This window comes from Streptomyces sp. NPDC091292, assembly GCF_044757265.1.
Classification (GTDB): Bacteria; Actinomycetota; Actinomycetes; order Streptomycetales; family Streptomycetaceae; genus Streptomyces.
In genome coordinates, this window is record NZ_JBIVUQ010000023.1 from 37,913 (window position 1) to 56,341 (window position 18,429).

Annotated in this window: 11 protein-coding genes; 9 read left to right on the top strand and 2 right to left on the bottom strand. The window is 73.0% G+C overall.

The window, feature by feature from the left end; genetic code table 11:
* The first annotated feature begins 164 nt into the window (after positions 1–164).
* Positions 165–1,874, top strand: a complete 1,710-nt coding sequence (locus ACIQNU_RS37225) for a glycerol-3-phosphate dehydrogenase/oxidase (protein ID WP_401375112.1) — start codon at positions 165–167, stop codon at positions 1,872–1,874.
* 10 nt (positions 1,875–1,884) lie between these two features.
* Here the strand turns inward: ACIQNU_RS37225 and ACIQNU_RS37230 are convergent, their stop codons facing one another.
* Entirely contained in the window at positions 1,885–2,931 is a 1,047-nt protein-coding gene (locus ACIQNU_RS37230) for a serine hydrolase domain-containing protein (protein ID WP_401375115.1), read from the bottom strand.
* A 116-nt stretch (positions 2,932–3,047) separates the two neighbouring features.
* Here ACIQNU_RS37230 and ACIQNU_RS37235 point away from each other — a divergent pair, with 116 nt between their 5' ends.
* From ACIQNU_RS37235 to ACIQNU_RS37270, 8 genes are all read left to right on the top strand, one after another.
* Positions 3,048–5,153 (top strand): serine/threonine-protein kinase, encoded by a 2,106-nt coding sequence (locus tag ACIQNU_RS37235; protein ID WP_401375118.1) that lies wholly within the window; start codon positions 3,048–3,050, stop codon positions 5,151–5,153.
* Between the two features lie 143 nt (positions 5,154–5,296).
* Complete coding sequence (locus tag ACIQNU_RS37240; protein WP_401375120.1) at positions 5,297–7,864, top strand: protein kinase; 2,568 nt, start codon at positions 5,297–5,299, stop codon at positions 7,862–7,864.
* A 188-nt stretch (positions 7,865–8,052) separates the two neighbouring features.
* Positions 8,053–9,732: a serine/threonine-protein kinase gene (locus ACIQNU_RS37245; RefSeq protein WP_401375276.1), complete on the top strand. Its 1,680-nt coding sequence runs from the start codon at positions 8,053–8,055 to the stop codon at positions 9,730–9,732.
* Positions 9,733–9,772: 40 nt separating this feature from the next.
* A complete protein-coding gene (locus tag ACIQNU_RS37250; RefSeq protein ID WP_401375122.1) occupies positions 9,773–11,518 on the top strand; it encodes a protein kinase in 1,746 nt (581 codons plus the stop codon).
* Positions 11,519–11,649: 131 nt separating this feature from the next.
* A complete protein-coding gene (locus ACIQNU_RS37255) occupies positions 11,650–13,305 on the top strand; it encodes a succinic semialdehyde dehydrogenase (protein WP_401375125.1) in 1,656 nt (551 codons plus the stop codon).
* Positions 13,306–13,330: 25 nt separating this feature from the next.
* Entirely contained in the window at positions 13,331–15,175 is a 1,845-nt protein-coding gene (locus tag ACIQNU_RS37260) for a GMC oxidoreductase (protein WP_401375128.1), read from the top strand.
* Between the two features lie 117 nt (positions 15,176–15,292).
* A complete protein-coding gene (locus ACIQNU_RS37265; RefSeq protein WP_401375131.1) occupies positions 15,293–16,531 on the top strand; it encodes a sensor histidine kinase in 1,239 nt (412 codons plus the stop codon).
* Positions 16,528–17,196, top strand: coding sequence for a response regulator (locus ACIQNU_RS37270; protein WP_401375134.1), 669 nt, complete (start codon positions 16,528–16,530; stop codon positions 17,194–17,196). The genes ACIQNU_RS37265 and ACIQNU_RS37270 overlap by 4 nt, the downstream gene beginning before the upstream one ends.
* A 122-nt stretch (positions 17,197–17,318) precedes the next feature.
* Here the strand turns inward: ACIQNU_RS37270 and ACIQNU_RS37275 are convergent, their stop codons facing one another.
* Entirely contained in the window at positions 17,319–18,326 is a 1,008-nt protein-coding gene (locus ACIQNU_RS37275) for an LAETG motif-containing sortase-dependent surface protein (protein WP_401375137.1), read from the bottom strand.
* Positions 18,327–18,429: the final 103 nt, after the last annotated feature.

Below are 18,429 nucleotides of genomic sequence, written 5' to 3' on the forward strand. Positions count from 1 at the left end.
CGCCCGAGATTCACCGAGTGTTGTCCACAGGCGAGCGATGAGTGGTGGCTGAAGTCGGGCGGCCCGGCAACAATCGGAAAAGGATGGGAACGAGATGGGAATCAGGGGGACGTGAGTACGGGCACCGCTCGGTGCGGCCGGCTCGCCTGTGACGGGAGGCAGCGGTGAGGACAGCGACACTGGGGCCGGAGGAGCGCGCCGAGGCGTTGGCGGCCATGGCCGATCGGGAGCTGGACATCCTGGTCGTGGGCGCGGGCGTGGTGGGCGCGGGGACCGCCCTCGACGCCGTGACCCGCGGTCTGAGCACCGGAATCGTCGAGGCCCGCGACTGGGCGTCGGGCACATCGAGCCGGTCGAGCAAACTGATCCACGGCGGGCTGCGCTATCTGGAGATGCTCGACTTCGCGCTGGTCCGCGAGGCGCTGAAGGAGCGCGGACTGCTCCTGGAGCGCCTGGCCCCGCACCTCGTGAAACCGGTGCCGTTCCTGTACCCCTTGCAGCACAAGGGCTGGGAGCGGTTGTACGCGGGCTCGGGCGTCGCGCTGTACGACGCGATGTCGATGGCGCGGGGCCACGGCCGGGGGCTGCCCAGGCACCGGCATCTGACCCGCCGTCATGCCCTGCGGGTCGCGCCGTGCCTGAAGAAGGAGGCGCTGACGGGGGCCCTTCAGTACTACGACGCGCAGATGGACGACGCCCGCTATGTCGCCACACTGGTGCGCACGGCGGTGGCGTACGGCGCGAAGGCGGCCAACCGCGCGCGGGTCACCGCTTTCCTCCGGGAGGGCGAGCGGGTCGTCGGCGCGCGCGTGCAGGACATGGAGGGCGGCGGGGAGTACGAGATCAGGGCGAAGCAGGTCGTCAACGCCACGGGCGTGTGGACGGACGACACGCAGGCGATGGTCGGCGAGCGCGGCCAGTTCCACGTCCGCGCGTCCAAGGGCATCCATCTGGTCGTACCGAAGGACCGCATCCACTCCTCGACCGGGCTGATCCTGCGGACCGAGAAGAGCGTGCTGTTCGTCATCCCGTGGGGTCGGCACTGGATCGTCGGCACCACCGACACCGACTGGGACCTCGACAAGGCCCACCCGGCGGCGTCGAGCGCCGACATCGACTACCTGCTGGAGCACGTCAACTCCGTGCTGGCGGTGCCCCTCACGCGCGATGACGTCCAAGGGGTGTACGCGGGCCTGCGGCCCCTGCTCGCCGGCGAGTCCGACGCCACCAGCAAGCTGTCCCGGGAACACACGGTGGCGCATCCGGTGCCGGGCCTGGTCGTCGTCGCGGGCGGCAAGTACACGACGTACCGGGTGATGGCGAAGGACGCCGTGGACGAGGCGGTGCACGGCCTGGACCAGCGCGTCGCCGACTCTGTCACCGAGGAGACGCCGCTGCTCGGCGCGGAGGGCTATCACGCGCTGTGGAACGCCCGCGCGCGGACCGCCGCGCGCACCGGCATCCATGTCGCCCGCGTGGAACACCTGCTGAACCGGTACGGATCGCTCAGCGAGGAAGTCCTCGACCTGATCGCCGCCGACCCGACACTCGGCGAACCCCTTCAGGGCGCCGACGACTATCTGCGCGCCGAGGTGGTGTACGCGGCGACGCACGAGGGCGCCCACCACCTGGACGACGTCCTCACCCGCCGGACCCGCATCTCCATCGAGACCTTCGACCGGGGTACGCGGTGCGCGCGGGAGGTCGCGGAGCTGATGGCGCCCGCGCTCGGCTGGGACAAGGACCAGATCGACCGGGAGGTGCAGCACTACGAGAAGAGGGTGGAGGCCGAGCGGGAGTCGCAGCGGCAGCCGGACGACCTGACGGCGGACGCGGCGCGCCTCGGCGCACCGGACATCGTCCCGCTGGGCTGACCCCGCCGGCTCACGGCGTGGAACCGTTCGGGCAGAACTCGGCGGTCAGCAGGGCCCGTTCCGTACTCGGGGCGACCAGGGCGTCCGAGTCGGTGCGGTAGGTGAGGACGTGGTGGCCGTCGCGGGTGGCGGCCACCCGGACGTAACTGCCGGTGATCCGGCCGTCGTGGCCCCAGACGGTCGTCCCGCACGGCAGGGTCACCGCGTCGATGCCCATGCCGTACGTGCCGTCGGTGGCGGTCGTGTCGAGCATGGCGCGCAGTTGTGCGGGCGGCAGGAGGTCGCCGCCGAGGAGGGCCGCGTAGAAGCGGTTCAGGTCGTCGAGCGTGGAGACGAGTTCGCCCGCCGCGCCCGCCACGCGCGGGTCGACCTCGGTGACCTCGCGCCCGCCGGCGGTGTAGGACGTGCCGTGCGGTGCGGGCAGCGTGGTGCGGGACCCGGGGAAGGACGTGCCCGTCAGACGCAGGGGGCGGATCACGCGGCGCTCGGCCTCCTCGGCGTACGAGTGCCCGGTGACCTCCTCGATCACCATCCCGAGTACGACGTAGTTGGTGTTGGAGTACGCGAACCGGCCCGGGGGTGACGGGGAGTGGGTCAGGGCGACGCGTATCGCCTGGCGGGGGGTCAGGGGGACGCGGCCCCGGGTGTCGGCGGCGAAGTCGCGCAGGCCGCTGGTGTGGGTGAGCAGGGAGCGCAGGGTGAGGGCGCGGCCGTCGTTGCCGTGTCCCCGTATCAGTCCGGGGAGGTGGCGTTCGACGGGGTCGGAGAGGGACAGTCGGTGTGCGGCGGCGAGTTGGAGGACGACGGTCGCGAGCAGGGTCTTGGTGACGCTGCCCGCGCGGAAGCGGTCGGCGCGGCGGATGGCCGTACCGGTGCGGGCGAACCGGCCGCCGGACAGGAGCGCGGCCGTACGGGCCTTGCCCTCGCCCGTGAACAGAGGAAGGGTGGCGTTCGAGAGCGGGGGAGCGTGAGCCGGCGAGCTGCCCGGGGCCAGGAAGAGCAGGGCCACGGCCAGCGACAGGGCCAGAAGCGTGTGGCGTATGTGGCGTACGGGCATCGGGGGTCCCTCCCAGTGTGCGGAACATCATGCGCGACGGCGGACCCTGAGCGCCGACCGGTCCCCGGGTAGGGGACAATGAAGGCTCTGTCAGGGCGGGTTGCATGAGGGGACGCATGTCGGAGGCGGAGCGGGACCGGGGGGCCGGTGGGACCGGTTCGGACAAGGGGGACGGTGTGTCCGGTGCGGATCCGCGGAAGGCTCGGCCGGATGAGGTGGCGGATCAGGTGCCGCGTCAGGGGGCGGACCGGGTGGACCGGGCAGACAGGCCGGCCGAAGCGGCCGGGGAGGACGTTCCCGTGGCGGAGGACGTCCGGTCCGGCACGGGCAAGGCCGCCGAGATCGCTGAGGGCGCTGAGGCCGCTGAGGTCGCTGAGGAAGAGTCGGACACCCCTCCCAAGGTTCCCCGGGACAGAGCCGCCGCCCACGACGGCCGCACCGATCGGCTCCTCGCCGGGCGCTATCGGCTCGGTGACGTGCTCGGGCGCGGTGGGATGGGGACCGTCTGGCGGGCCAAGGACGAAATGCTCGGCCGGACCGTCGCCGTCAAGGAACTCCGGTTCCCGGGCAGCATCGACGAGGACGAGAAGCGCCGCCTGATCACCCGTACCCTCCGCGAGGCCAAGGCCATCGCGCGGATCCGCAACAACAGCGCGGTCACCGTCTTCGACGTCGTGGACGAGGACGACCGGCCGTGGATCGTCATGGAACTCGTCGAGGGCAAGTCGCTCGCCGAGGCCATCCGCGAGGACGGGCTCCTGGAGCCGCGCCGCGCCGCCGAGGTCGGACTCGCGGTCCTCGACGTGCTGCGCGCCGCCCACCGTGAAGGCATCCTGCACCGCGACGTCAAACCGTCGAACGTCCTCATCTCCGACGAAGGCCGCGTCGTCCTCACCGACTTCGGCATCGCCCAGGTCGAGGGCGACCCGTCCATCACCTCGACCGGCATGCTCGTCGGGGCGCCCTCGTACATCTCGCCGGAGCGGGCGCGCGGCCACCGGCCGGGGCCCGCGGCCGACCTGTGGTCGCTCGGCGGACTGCTGTACGCGGCGGTGGAAGGCGTTCCGCCGTACGACAAGGGGTCCGCCATCGCGACCCTCACGGCCGTGATGACGGAACCGGTCGAACAGCCGAAGAACGCGGGCCCGCTGGAAGAGGTCATCTACGGGCTGCTCGCCAAGGACCCCGATCAGCGGCTCGACGACGCGGCGACCCGGACCATGCTGCTCGGCGTCATCAACGCGCCCGAGACCAAGCCGGAGCCCCCGGCCGACGCGACCCGAGTCGTCCCGCTGCCGCCCGTGCCGCCCACGCCTCCGGTACCGAAAGCCTCGCCCAAGCCGGTGCCGAGGCCGAGGACCAAGGCGCCCGCGCACACCCCCGTGGCCGCCGCGAACGCCTCCGTCGCCGCCCCGCCCACCTCGCCCGCCCCCAAGGCGTCCCTCACCGATGTCGTGCCCCGTCGCACCCTCGTCGTCATCGCCGTCGTCGTCGCGCTCGCGGTGCTCGGCGTCGTCCTGGCGCTCACGCTTCCGGGCGGGGACGAGGCGTCGGCCGACGGCGGGACCGGCGGGAAGCCGTCCGCGTCCAGTGGGGCCACCGCCGGGGGCGACCAGGGCAAGGACGACAACAGCGGCAGTGGCAGCGGCTCCGGGGACTCGGACGACAAGGGCAAGGGGTCGGACAAGGAGACCGGGGACAGTTCAAGTTCCGGCTCGGACTCCGGCTCCGGGTCCGGTGTCGGGAACAACCCCGCCGACCCCAGCGCGGACAGCAGCTCCGGAACCGACGGCGACGTGACCACGTACCGCCATCCGCAGGGCTTCTCGATCGGGCTGCCCAAGGGGTGGAAGTTCACGTCGACGGACGCGGCCGGCGCCCGCTTCGCCGGGCCCGACGGGCAGCGGCTGCTCGTCGGCTGGACGACCACGCCCAAGGACGACGCGGTGGCCGACTGGGAGAACCAGGAGAAGTCCATGCGCCGGGCGCAGTACGAAAAGATCCGCATAGAGAGTGTGGACTTCCGGGGCTGGGAGACGGCCGACTGGGAATTCACGTATGTCGACGGGGGCACCAAGTACCGCTCGATAGACCGTGGGTTCGTGGTCAACTCGAAGCAGGGGTACGCGCTGATGTACACGGCGAAGGCGGACAACTGGGACGACAAGGAACGGCGCGCCACGTGGCAGACGTTCACGCGGACCTTCCAGCCGAAGTCCTGAATCCGTCACTCTCCGTGAGTTCCGGGATCCCTCCGTGCGGGTACGCATGGGGCACGTATCGTGAGTGGTTGCCGACCGTACGCAGCCGTAACGGGTCGCGGAACGAACGGATTTGACCGCCGGGCGGACAGGGGGAAGGTGTCGTGGACGACTACGCGGGGCGCGTGCTCGCGGACCGCTACCGCCTGCCGCTGCCGCCGTCCGACGCGTACGAGCCGTCGTACACCCGGGCCTTCGACACCTACAGCGGCCAGGAGGTCCACGTACGGCAGGTGCCGCTGCCGGAGATCGTCGAGGCCGAGGTGCTCGACGCGGACGGGCTGCCCGAGGGGTTCGTGCGCCGTGACGGTGTGCCACCGGGCGGCGGGGCCGGGCGCCGGGGGCCCGACGCGGCGGCGAGGTCCGCCGATCCGGCGGTGCGGCGCGCGATCGAGGCCGCGCAGGCCGCCGCGCAGATCCCCGACCATCCCCGGCTCGACCAGGTCTTCGACGTGTTCGCCGAGGGCGGCTCGCTCTGGATCGTCAGCGAACTGGTGCCCGCCCGGCCGCTGTCGGCGCTGCTCGCCGACGAGCCGCTGACGCCGTACCGCGCGGCCGAGATCGCCGCCGACGTGCTCACCGCGCTGCGCGCGCTGCACGCACACGGCTGGGTGCACCGCAACATCACCATCCGGACCGTGCTGGTCTGCGACGACGGGCGCGTGATGCTCACCGGGCTCGCGGCGGGGGCGGCCGAGGAGGCGCTGTGCGGATACGACCCGCGGCCCGAGCCCGAGTACGGAACTGAGTACGGCCCCGGGATTGATCCCGGGTTTGGTCCCGGCCGGGGCGGCGGCGGGGCCGCCGGGCCCGGTTACTCCCAGGTCAACGGCCCCCCGGTGCCTGGCGGTTCGCTGCCCCCCGCGCGCGGTTCGGGTTCGGGGGCGGGTGCCGGAGGTGGCTTCGGGGGCGGTACGGGGGCCGGCCACGGAGGTGGTTTCGGGGGTGGTCCCGGGGGTGGCGCTCTGACGCCTCGGCTGCCGTCCGCCGAGACCGACGCCCGCGCCGCGCGTGCCGGTGCCATCGCCGCGTACCGGGCCGGGGCCAGGGCCGCCGCCCGGGTCAACGAGGAGCAGCGCGGCGGCGGATCCCCCGAGCTGCCCGCGGGGCTGACACCAGCCTCCGCGCCGGAGCCGGACGGCGCCGATCCGCATGGCCGGATCACCGATCCGTACGGGGTGCGCCGGCCGCCGGGTACGTGGCACGGGGCGCTGCCCCGGGGCGGTTCGGCCGCCGCGCTGCCACCGGGGTCCACGGCGCCGGGCGCGGCCCGGGGCAACGAGATCGCGCCCGTACCGGGCCCTGCCCCCGCCCCCGTACCAGGTGGACCCGTACCGGAAAGCCCCGCGTGGGACGTGCCGCACCCCCGGCGTGGCCCCGCCACCGCGCTCGCCGCCGAGCGGGCGCGGCACGCGCGGATGGCCGTCGTGGGGCCCGTCACCGAGCGGTGGGCGCCCGAGCAGGCCGGGCCCGTGCACGACAACTGGCAGCTCGCCGCGCCGATCGGACCCGCCACGGATCTGTGGGCGCTGGGCGCGCTGCTGTTCCGTGCCGTGCAGGGGCACGCGCCGTATCCGGAGGACAGCACCACCGAGCTGGTGCAGCTCGTATGTGCCGAGCCGCCCGCGTTCGCCGAGGAGTGCGGGCCGCTGCGGCCCGTCGTCGAGTCGCTGCTGCGTCAGGACCCGACCGAGCGGCCCGACTTCGAGGAGCTGCGGGGCTGGCTGCGGTCGCTGGTCCGGTCGGCGCCGGAGCCCGAGGCGGGTGCCGACGTGATAGCGGCACCGCCGGCCGACCCGCGCCGGCTGCCGATCCTGCGGCGCCGGGGCGAGCTGGTGCGCCGGCGGCGCCGATCCCGTCAGTCCACGACCACCGGCCCCCACGGGCGGCACAAGCGGGCCGGTGCGCGCGGGGGAGAGGGCGCGCGCAGGGGAGGCGATCGGACCGCGCCCGCCAAGCTGGGGCGGACCCTGCTGGTGCTGATCCTGCTCGGCCTCGTGGCGGCCGTGGCGTACGCGGTGGTGTTCATGCCGAAGGCCGACACGGCGGGCGGGGACAGCGGGGCGGCCCAGCGGACCGGCGCGACGGGGAGCGTGAGCCCCACGCCCGACCGGTCGTCCGCGAGCCCCGCCGGGGACGCGGGCGGAGGCACGGGCGGGGACGCGAAGCCGTCTAAGAGCCCCGGCTCGCAGCAGCCGCAGACCACGGGGCCCGATCTGCCGCGCGGATTCACGCTCCGCAAGGACCGCGAGGGGTTCCAGGTCGCGGTGGCCTCCGGCTGGGACCGCGCGCCCCGGAACGAGCGGGGCCAAATCGTCTACAGCGACGGCGACTTCCAGCTCATCGTGGTGCCGGGCCGGGACACCACCAAGGAGTACGGCTCCGATCCGATGACGTATCAGCGGGAGCGGGAGAGCGAGTTGCAGCCGTTCCGCGATTCGACGTGGGCCACGTCGAGCGGCATGCGGCGGATCGACGTCGGCGGACGCGCCATGGCCGAGGGCCAGTTCACCTGGCAGGACACGGACGGGCGTACGACCTATGTCCGCAACCTCGCCATGATCGTCGGCGGCCGGTACCACGTACTCCAGGTCAGGGGCCCGGACGCGGAGCGGGACGAGGTGACCCGTCTGTACGAGCAGGCGTCCGCCACGTACGAGCCGACCGGCTGAGGCCCGGGGCCTGTCGCAGGGCGACCGGTGAACCGCCGGTCGCGGCCGAACGTTGTACCCGGCGGTGGAGAGTTGAGGCTCCGGGAAGCGTCACAGAGCTGTTGCTGTCGGGGCCCCCTTGTTCCCTGGGGCCGACGGCATCCCTACGCTGATCCGTGCCAAGACCATTGCGGGGGAACGTGAATCAGATGCAGGGCCTGCTGCTGGCCGGACGGTACCGGCTCGGTGAGTCCATCGGGCGCGGTGGGATGGGCCGGGTGTGGCGCGCCCACGACGAGGTGCTGCACCGCGTGGTGGCCGTCAAGGAGTTGACGGCCGCGCTGTACGCACCCGAGAGCGAACGCGCCGTACTCCTCGCCCGCACCCGCGCGGAGGCCAGAGCCGCCGCCAGAATCACGCACCCCGCCGTCGTCACCGTCCACGACGTCCTCGAACACGACGACCGCCCGTGGATCGTCATGGAACTCATCGAGGGCCACTCGCTCGCCGAGGCCGCCAAGGAGCGCGAGTCGGGCCGCATGGAGCCCGCCGAGGTCGCCAGGGTCGGCCTGTGGGTGCTGCGCGCGCTGCGGGCCGCGCACGCCGCCGGCGTCCTGCACCGGGATGTGAAACCCGGCAATGTACTCCTCGCCCGGGACGGCCGGGTGCTCCTCACGGACTTCGGGATCGCCCAGGTCGAGGGCGACACCACCATCACCAAGACCGGCGAGATCGTGGGGTCGGTGGACTATCTGGCCCCCGAGCGGGTACGCGGCGCCGACCCCGGCCCGTCCTCCGACCTCTGGGCGCTCGGCGCGACGCTGTACACGGCGGTCGAGGGCCTGTCCCCGTTCCGCCGGACCACACCGCTCACGACGATGCAGGCCGTGGTCGACGAGGAGCCCGCCGAACCCGTCCACGCGGGCGCGCTCGGCCCCGTGATCACCGCGCTGCTCCGCAAGGACCCCGAGACCCGGCCGACGGCGTCCGAGGCCGAGCAGATGCTCGCGGAAGCAGCGGAGGGGCGCCGCCCGTCGGCCGCACAGGCGTATGTACCGACGCGCGCGGTCGCGGAGGACGAGGTCACGGCGGTACGCAGGACAGAGCCGGGGTTGGCGGGCGACGGCTCCGGTTCGTACCCCGGGCACGGCTCTGGTTCGTACCCCGGCCACGGCTCCGGTTCCTACCCCGGTCACAGCACCCACCCCGGCCCCGGCGCGTACCCCGGACACCCCGCGCCCCCGCCGGCCGCCCCCCGCCGCCGCCCCCGCTGGCTGCTCGTCGTCTCCGTGCTGGTCGCCGCCGCGCTCGTCGGTGGGGGCGGCGCGCTGGTCATGCGGTACGCGGACGGGCAGCGCGGTGACGAGGGCACCCCGTTGATCTCGGCGTCGGACGGGTCGGGGCAGCCCACTGCGGGCCCCTCCAAGGAGCCCACCGGTGCCATACCCGACGACTGGACACGTGTCCACGACGCCGAGGGCTTCAGCCTCGCCCTGCCGCCGGGCTGGAAGCGGCAGGTCTTCGGCAGCCAGATTGACTACACGCCCGACAACGGCGACCACTTCCTGCGGATCGCCATCGACGAGAACCCCGACTTCGAGAACGCCTACCTCCACCAGCTCGACCTCGAAAGGCAGCTCTCCCGGCTGCCCGAGTACCGGCGGAAGAGCCTGCGCTCCAACTTCTTCCGCGACCAGCCGGGCGCCCTCTGGGAGTTCACCTGGACGGCGTCCGAGAAGGACCCGTTCCCTGGCCCGCGCCGCGCCATCGAGCAGACGTACATAGACGGCGACGGTGTCGAGTACGCCCTCTACCTGTCCTCGCCCGCCGCCGACTGGGAGACCGCGCGGGAGCAGTTCGACGCGATGCTGCGCGGCTGGCGGCCCTGACACCGGGGCGGCCCGGCCGGGGTGCGGCATGATGGGTCGCATGGGGACCACGGGGGAGAACGTCCGTGTCATCGCCGGGCGTTACCGTCTTCAGGAACGGCTCGGCCGGGGCGGTATGGGCATCGTGTGGCGCGCCGCCGACCAGCTTCTCGACCGCGATGTCGCCGTCAAGGAGCTGATCCCCGACCTGTCGCTGTCCGACGACGACGCACGGCAGCAGCGCGAGCGGTCCCTGCGCGAGGCCCGCGCGGTCGCGCGGCTGCGGCATCCGCATCTGGTCGTCGTGCACGACGTCGTGGAGCACGAGGAACGCCCCTACATCGTCATGGAGTTGATCGAGGGCGGCTCGCTCGCGGACCGGCTCTCGGGGTCAGGCCCTGTGGACGCGGGCGAGGCCGCGCGGATCGGGCTCGCGCTGCTCGGCGCGCTGCGCGCCGCCCACGCGGCGGGCGTCCTGCACCGCGACCTGAAACCGGCGAACGTCCTCCTGGAGGCCGCCACCGGCCGGGTCGTGCTGACCGACTTCGGCATCGCGCGCGTCGCGGGCGCCACCACGCTCACCGAGAACGGGCAGTTCGTCGGCTCGCCCGAGTACACCGCGCCCGAGCGGATCTCCGGCTCCCGGACAGGACCCGAGGCCGACCTGTGGTCGCTGGGGGCGCTGCTGTGCGCGGCGCTGAGCGGTGCGTCGCCGTTCCGCAGGGACTCGCTCGGCGGCATCCTGCACGCCGTCCTCCACGACGAGATCCACCCGCCCGCCGAGGCCGAACCGCTGCTCCCCGTCGTACGGGGACTCCTCGACCGCGACCCGGACACCCGCCTGGACGCGGCGGGGGCGGAGAAGCTGTTGCGGGGATACCAGGAGTACGGGGAGTACGGGGAAGGGGGCGCCGTATCGGACCGGGTGGCCGACGGTGACCAGGCGGGCCAGCCGGACCCGCGCCCGGGGGACCGTACCGCCGCACCCCCCGCCCCCGCCTCCGGCTACACGCCCACCCGGCGCGACGTGCCCAGCACCCCGGCGCCGCGCGGAGCCGCCACCCCGCCGCCCGCCCAGGCGACCGGCGGTGGGACCGAGGCGCCCAAGGCGCCTGCGGGGCGCGGGCGTTCCCCGCGGCGGCTGCTCGTCACGGCCGCGCTGGTCGCCGCGCTCGCGGGCGCCGGGGTCTCCGGCGTCGCGCTTCTGATGGACCGGGGCCGGGTGGACGACCGGGTGGACGACCGGGCGGCGGGCGCCGCGTCGCCGGACACCCGTGGTCCGACCCCGACCGTGACGGTCACCCGCGAGCACCCGACCGCCGGTTCCCCGTCACCGGTCAGCCGCAAACCGCCGACCGCACCGGCCGGTTACCGCGTCGCCCGGGACCCCGACGGCTTCACGGTCGCCGTCCCCGACGGGTTCACGCGCAGCCCCGAGGGCCCCCGGATCTTCTATCTCTCGCCGGACGGCGTCTTCCGCATCGGTATCAAGGCGGCCGATACCGAGCCGGGCGGACCGGTCGCCGTGATGCGGCGCTCGGCCGCCAGGGGCCCGGCGAACAACCCCGGCTACCGCGAGGGCGAGGTGACGCCGACGACGCACGACGGGCGTACGGCGGCCCTGTGGGAGTTCACCTGGAACGGCTTCACGAAGACCGAGGGCCCCCGGCACACCTTCGACCTGTGCTGGGAGGAGGACGGCCGGATGTACGACATCTGGGTCTCGGCGCCGCTCACCCGGGTGGCGGAGGCTCGCGCGTACTTCGACTCGGCGGTGGATTCCTTCACCCCGGGCGATCCGCGGTGAATGGTTCGTAGCGAGTGACAACCCGCTGATCAGCGGCTTTGTTGCCAGTGATCGGTGGCGGTGTGTGTGGTCCGTGAAAGCTCGTTACCGACGGGTACCCAAAAGCGGGACAGGGGCTTACGCTCACGCCCATGACGGACTCGCAGGCCGCTGCTCCGCACGGCGCCATCCCGGACCCGAACGGCACGACTCCGGAGCCGATCGGCACGAACCCCCTCGCCCCCGCCCCGGCCGGCGCCCGCACCGCGGCGGACGTCGTGACGCCCGAGCTGGTCGCCCAGCTCACCCGGGACGTCGTCGGCTCCGGCCGTACCGCGAACCACACCCCGTTCACCGGCGAGAAGCTGGCCGATCTGCCCGAGTCGACGCCCGAGGACGTGGCCACCGCCTTCGAGCGGGCCCGTACCGCGCAGAGCGTGTGGGCCGCGACCCCCGTACGGCAGCGCGCCGCCGTCCTGCTGCGCTTCCACGACCTGGTGCTCGCCCGGCAGGCCGAGGTGCTCGACCTCATCCAGTTGGAGACCGGCAAGGCCCGGCTGCACGCGCACGAGGAGGTGCAGGCCGTCGCGGTGGCCGCGCGCCACTACGGCCGCAAGGCGCCCGCGTATCTGCGGCCCAGGCGGCACACCGGGGCCGTGCCGACGCTCACCAAGGTCACCGAGCTGCGCCAGCCGCGCGGGGTCGTCGGACAGATCGCGCCCTGGAACTACCCCCTCGAACTGTCCGTCGGCGACGCACTGCCCGCCTTCGTCGCGGGCAACGCCGTCGTCATGAAGCCCGACACGGAGACCGCGCTCACCGCCCTGTGGGCCCGTGACCTGCTGGTCGAGGCCGGGCTTCCGGCGGGCGTGTTCCAGGTCGTCCTCGGTGAGGGACCCGTCGTCGGGCCCGAGGTGGTCCGGCACGCCGACTACGTCTCCTTCACCGGCTCGACCCGCACCGGCCGCGAGGTCGCCCAGGGCGCGGCGGCCCGTCTGGTCGGCGTCTCGCTCGAACTCGGCGGCAAGAACGCGATGCTGGTCCTGGCCGACGCCGACCTGGACAAGGCGGCGGCCGGGGCGGTCCGCGCCTGCTTCTCGTCGGCGGGCCAACTCTGCATCTCCATCGAGCGGTTGTACGTCCATGAGTCGGTCGCCGACGCCTTTGTCGCGCGGTTCGCCGCCCGGACGAAGGCGATGCGGCTGGGCCGCTCGCTGGCGTACGGCGCCGAGATGGGCTCCCTCGTGGGCGCCCGGCAGTTGGAGACGGTCACCCGGCATGTGGACGAGGCCGTCGCGAAGGGCGCCACGGTCGTCGCGGGCGGGGTCGCGCGCCCGGACATCGGCCCGTACTTCTACGAGCCGACCATCCTCGACGGCGTCGAGGCGCCGATGGCCGTGTGCGGCGAGGAGACCTTCGGACCCGTGGTCGCCCTCTACCGCTTCACGGACGAGGACGACGCGATCGAGCGCGCCAACGCCACCTCGTACGGCCTCAACTCCTCGGTGTGGACGAAGGACGGCCGGCGCGGTCGCGCCATCGCCGCCCGGCTGCGCTCCGGCACGGTCAACGTCAACGAGGGCTACGCGTCGGCGTACGGCAGCGTCCAGGCGCCGATGGGCGGCATGAAGGACTCCGGGCTCGGCAGGCGGCACGGCTCCGAGGGCATCCTCAAGTACACGGAGGCGCAGACCGTCGCCCAGCAGCGCGTCATGCCGATGGCGCCCGCGTTCGGCATGGACGACGCCAAGTACGCCGCTTTCATGAGCCGCAGCCTGCGCGCGATGAAGGCCCTTCGACTGCGCTGACCAGCACCTTTACCGGGAGGTATCAGTGTCACAGGACAAGTCTGTCCCCGGCCGGGACGACCGCCGGGACGACCATGGCCACGACTATGACGTGGTCGTCGTGGGCTCCGGATTCGGTGGTGCGGTGTCGGCGCTGCGGCTGACCGAGAAGGGGTACCGGGTCGGCGTCCTGGAGGCCGGGCGCCGCTTCACCCGCGCGGAACTGCCGCGTACCTCCTGGGACATGAAGAACTACCTCTGGGCCCCGGCCCTCGGCCTCTACGGCATCCAGCGCATCCATCTCCTCGGCAAGGTGATGGTCCTCGCGGGCGCCGGAGTCGGCGGCGGGTCCCTCAACTACGCGAACACGCTGTACGTACCGCCCGCCGCCTTCTTCGACGACCCGCAGTGGAAGGACATCACCGACTGGCAGGACGAGCTGAAGCCGTACTACGACCAGGCGCGGCGGATGCTCGGGGTGCGGCTGAACCCGACGATGACCCCGTCCGACGTCCACCTCAAGGCGACCGCGCAGGCGATGGGCGTGGGCGACAGCTTCCACATGGCGCCGGTGGGGGTGTTCTTCGGGGACGGCGAGGACGCCGATGGCGGGTGCAGGGCCAAGCCCGGTGAGGAGGTCGCCGACCCGTACTTCGGGGGTGCGGGCCCCGCCCGTAAGGCATGCACCGAGTGCGGTGAGTGCATGACCGGCTGCCGGCACGGCGCGAAGAACACCCTCAACGAGAACTATCTGCACCTCGCCGAGCGGGCGGGCGCCGTCATCCATCCGATGACCTCCGTCGTCGCGATCACCGAGGACTCGCGGGGCGGCTTCGCGATCACCACCCTGCCCACGGACGCCAAACGCAAGGGCAAGGGCAAGGACGGGAGAAGGGGCGAGGGCGAGGGGCGTACGGTCACGGCCCGCCGCGTCGTCGTGGCGGCCGGCACCTACGGCACCCAGACCCTGTTGCACCGGATGAAGGACAGCGGTCTGCTGCCCGGGATCTCGGACCGGCTCGGCACCCTGACCCGTACCAACTCCGAGGCCCTGGTGGGCGCGCAGACCGACAACCGGCGCTACCGGAAGAAGCACGGCGCGGCGAAGGCCGACTTCACCCGGGGTGTGGCCATCACGTCGTCCATCCACCCCGACGCCCACACCCACATCGAACCGGTGCGGTACGGCAAGGGGTCCAACGCGATGAGCGGACTGACGATCCTTCAGGTGCCGTACGCCACCCGGCACCGCGTCGCCGGCTGGTTCGGCTCCATGGCCCGGCATCCGCTGCTCGCCCTGCGGTCGCTGTCCGGTCGGCGCTGGTCGGAGCGGACCATCATCGGTCTGGTGATGCAGTCGCTCGACAACTCCCTGACGACGTACCGCAAGACGTCCGGCGTCGGCAAAGGGCTGCTGACGGCACGACAGGGACATGGGGCGCCCAACCCGGACCAGATCCCGGCGGCGACCCGCGCCGCGACCCTGCTGGCCGAGGAGATCAACGGCTTCGCGGGCTCCAACATCGGTGAGCTGATGGGCACCCCGCTCACCGCGCACTTCCTCGGCGGCTGCCCGATCGGCGCGTCCCCGGAGACGGGCGTGATCGACCCGTACCACCGGCTGTACGGGCACCCCGGGATCTCCGTCGTGGACGGCTCCGCGGTCTCCGCGAACCTCGGTGTGAACCCGTCCCTCACGATCACCGCACAGGCGGAGCGGGCCATGGCGTACTGGCCGAACAAGGGCGAGCCCGATCCGCGCCCCGCGCAGGGCGCCGCGTACGAGCGGGTCGCGGCGGTCGCTCCCCGGACACCCTCGGTGCCGGAAGGGGCGTTCGGGGAGCTGCGGCTGCCGTTCCTGGGGATGCCGGCGGTGCCGCCCAAGAAGTGACCGGAGCGGAGGGGCCGGAGGGGAGGGGAAGGTGTCGGTGGCGGTGTCGCCCTCGGCCTGCGGGTTTACGCCCACGGGCCGATGACCCGCCCACCAGGTCCTGGCTACGCTCGCGCCATGGACGCCACCCCTTCCACCACCGCCGGCCGTCCGCGCGCCGCACACCGCGTGCGGACGGTGCTGCTGTGGGCCGGAGCCGCGCTGTTCACGCTGATCCTGTCCAATCTGGTGCTGCGGGTCCCGATCGGTCTCGGCAGCACGGTCTGGCAGCCGGGGCCGCTGCTCGCGATGTCCGGTGTCGTGCTCGCCGGGGTGCTGCTGTGGCGGTACCCGCTGACGACGCTCGTCCTGCTGCTGCTCATCCAGCAGACGCTCGTCTTCGTGACCCTGACGCCATGGCTGACGATCGCGGCGATGGCGCCGGCCGCCGTCGCGCTCGGCCGGATCGCGGGGACCAGGGCGCGCCGGTTCGCGGTGCCGGTCGGCTGTCTCACCGTGCTGGAGCTGATCGTCACGCAGCTCGGCATGCCGGGGCCCGGCGGTCCGACGGTGCTCGACCAGCTCCAGTTGCCCGCCGTCGTCCTCGCCTGGCTGATCGGCGACTCGATCCGCCGTGAGCGCGCCTTCGCCGTGGCGTCGCACGCGCGCGCCACCGAGCAGGCGATCACCGCCGAACGGCTGCGGATCGCCCGGGAGTTGCACGACATGGTGGCGCACAGCATCGGCATCATCGCGATCCAGGCGGGCGTGGGCCGCCGGGTCATCGACACCCAGCCCGCCGAGGCCAGGGAGGCGCTGCGGGCGATCGAGACGACCAGCAGGGAGACCCTGTCCGGGCTGCGGCGCACACTGGTCGCCCTGCGGCAGGCCGAACCGGTCGCGGGGGACGGCGGCGAGTCGGCGGCCCGCGCTCCGGCGCCGGGCCTCGCGGACCTGGACCGGCTCGCGGCGGCCACCGGGGACGCGGGCGTCGAGGTCGAGGTGGTCAGGGTCGGCGACCGGCACCCGCTGCCGTCCGACATCGACCTGTCCGCGTACCGCATCGTCCAGGAGGCGCTGACCAATGTGGTCCGGCACGCGGGCACCGGGCGCTGCCTGGTCACCGTCGACCAGGGCCCCCGCGAACTGACCGTGGAGATCACCGACGACGGAAAGGCGGTGCCGGGCGGCGCCCTGGGCGAGGGGTTCGGGCTGACGGGGATGCGGGAGCGGGTCGGGCTGCTGCACGGAGAGTTCAGCGCGGGGCCGCGTCCCGGGGGCGGGTTCCTGGTGCGGGCGAGGGTGCCGCTGCCGGAGCGGGCCGGTGAGCGTCCCGGGGACATCGTGCGCGGCGGAGAGACGGAGGCCGCCCGATGACGGCCCGGGTCCGCGTGCTCCTCGCCGACGACCAGCCCCTCGTACGCTCCGGGCTGCGCGTCCTGATCGCCGACCACCCGGATCTGGAGGTCGTGGGCGAGGCGGCCGACGGCACGGAGGCCGTCCGCCTTGCCCGGGAGTCCCGCCCGGACGTCGTCGTGATGGACATCCGGATGCCCGGCCTGGACGGTATCGAGGCGACCGCCCGCATCATGGCCGACCCGGGCCCGACGAGAGTCCTCGTCCTGACGACCTTCGACGAGGACGAGCATGTGTACGGGGCGCTGCGCGCGGGCGCGAGCGGATTCGCCGTCAAGGACATGGCCGTGGACGACATCCTCGCGGCGATCCGGGTGGTCGCCGCCGGGGACGCCCTGATCGCGCCGGGCGTCACGCGCCGGCTGATCGCGGACTTCGTGGAGCGTCCGGCGCCCGCGCCGCGCCGCCCGCACCGGCCGGTCGAGGGCATCACCGAGCGCGAGCGCGAGGTCCTGACCCTGGTCGGCCGTGGCCGCACCAACAGCGAGATCGCCGAGGAACTGTTCATCTCGGTCGCCACCACCAAGTCGCACGTGGCGCGCCTGTTCACGAAGCTGGGCGCCCGCGACCGGGTGCACCTGGTGATCACGGCGTACGAGATGGGCCTGGTGGCACCACCGGGCTGAGGCCGCGCCCGTAGGGGACGGCGCCGGACAGCCTTGAGGGACCTCGGGACAGACGGAAGGACCCGCACCCCCCTCCGAGTGCGGGTCCTTCCTGACGTGGGCCCGGTGTGACGCGTGAAGCGTTACGCCGGGACGCCCGCCTCCGACTTGCGGCGCCGGACGACGAACACCGCACCGGCACCGGCGACGACGGCGATACCGCCGACGAGCCCGATGACCGGGAGGGCCGACGAGGAACCGGTCTCGGCGAGGTTGCCGGTCACCTTCTGGGTGTTGCCGGCGTTCGGCTTCTCGGTCGGGATCGGGGCCTTGCCGCCTTCCTGCGGCTTGGTCCCGTCCGTGTCCGTGCCGGACTTGACGATGTCGATGACGTAGCCGACCTGCTCCGAGCCGATGCACTCGGCGGCCTCATCGAGGTACGCGCCGCCGCCGATGGTGAGCGCGGAGCCGATCGGGGCGTTCGACTTGACGTTCAGACGGAGCTGGTAGTTGAGCGTCTTCTTGGCGGGGATGGTCGACAGGTCGAGGAAGTTCATGGAGTAGCCCTCGTCGTCGACGACGTCCTCCCAGACGCCCCCGACCTTTGCCTGGAGGCTCACCTGGCTGGCGCGGAAGGGGTTCTCGGCCTCTTCGTCGTTCGGGCCGACGCCCGCGTAGAAGAAGGTGTCCTCGAAGGTGACGTCCGAGGAGTTCTTGACCGTCAGCGTGAAGGGGTGCCAGCCGCTGCCCACGGCGATCTTGCCGGGCAGGCCGGAGAGGCTGATCTTCAGGGGAGCCTTGTAGTTCTCGTCGTCCTGGCACAGGCCGGACGGGTCGGTCGGCTCGTCGGTCGGCGCCGGCGGTGTCGTGCTCGGGGTGCCGGTCGGGCCGGTCGGACTGTTCGACACGGGCGGCGTCGTGGCGGGCGTGCTCTCGGGGGTCGACTCCGGCTGCGACGTGGCAGGGGTCGACTCCGGCGCCGAGGTCGGCGGGGTCGACTCGGGAGTGGATTCGGGAGTGGATTCGGGCGACGACGTGCTCGGCGTCTCGGTCGGCGCGTCGGTCGCGAACGCGGCCGGTGCCGAGAGCAGGGCGAGCGGGCCTATGACAGCCGTCGCTGCCGCAGCGACCATGGCGCGGCGAAGCTTCATGAAGACCTCGAAGAGTCCGTCGTACCGCGGCGGGGCGGTACGAGATGCGGAAGCCTCCGCGTGTGGGGGCGCGGGTGTGGCGGTTTGTTCAGCAGGTGTGACA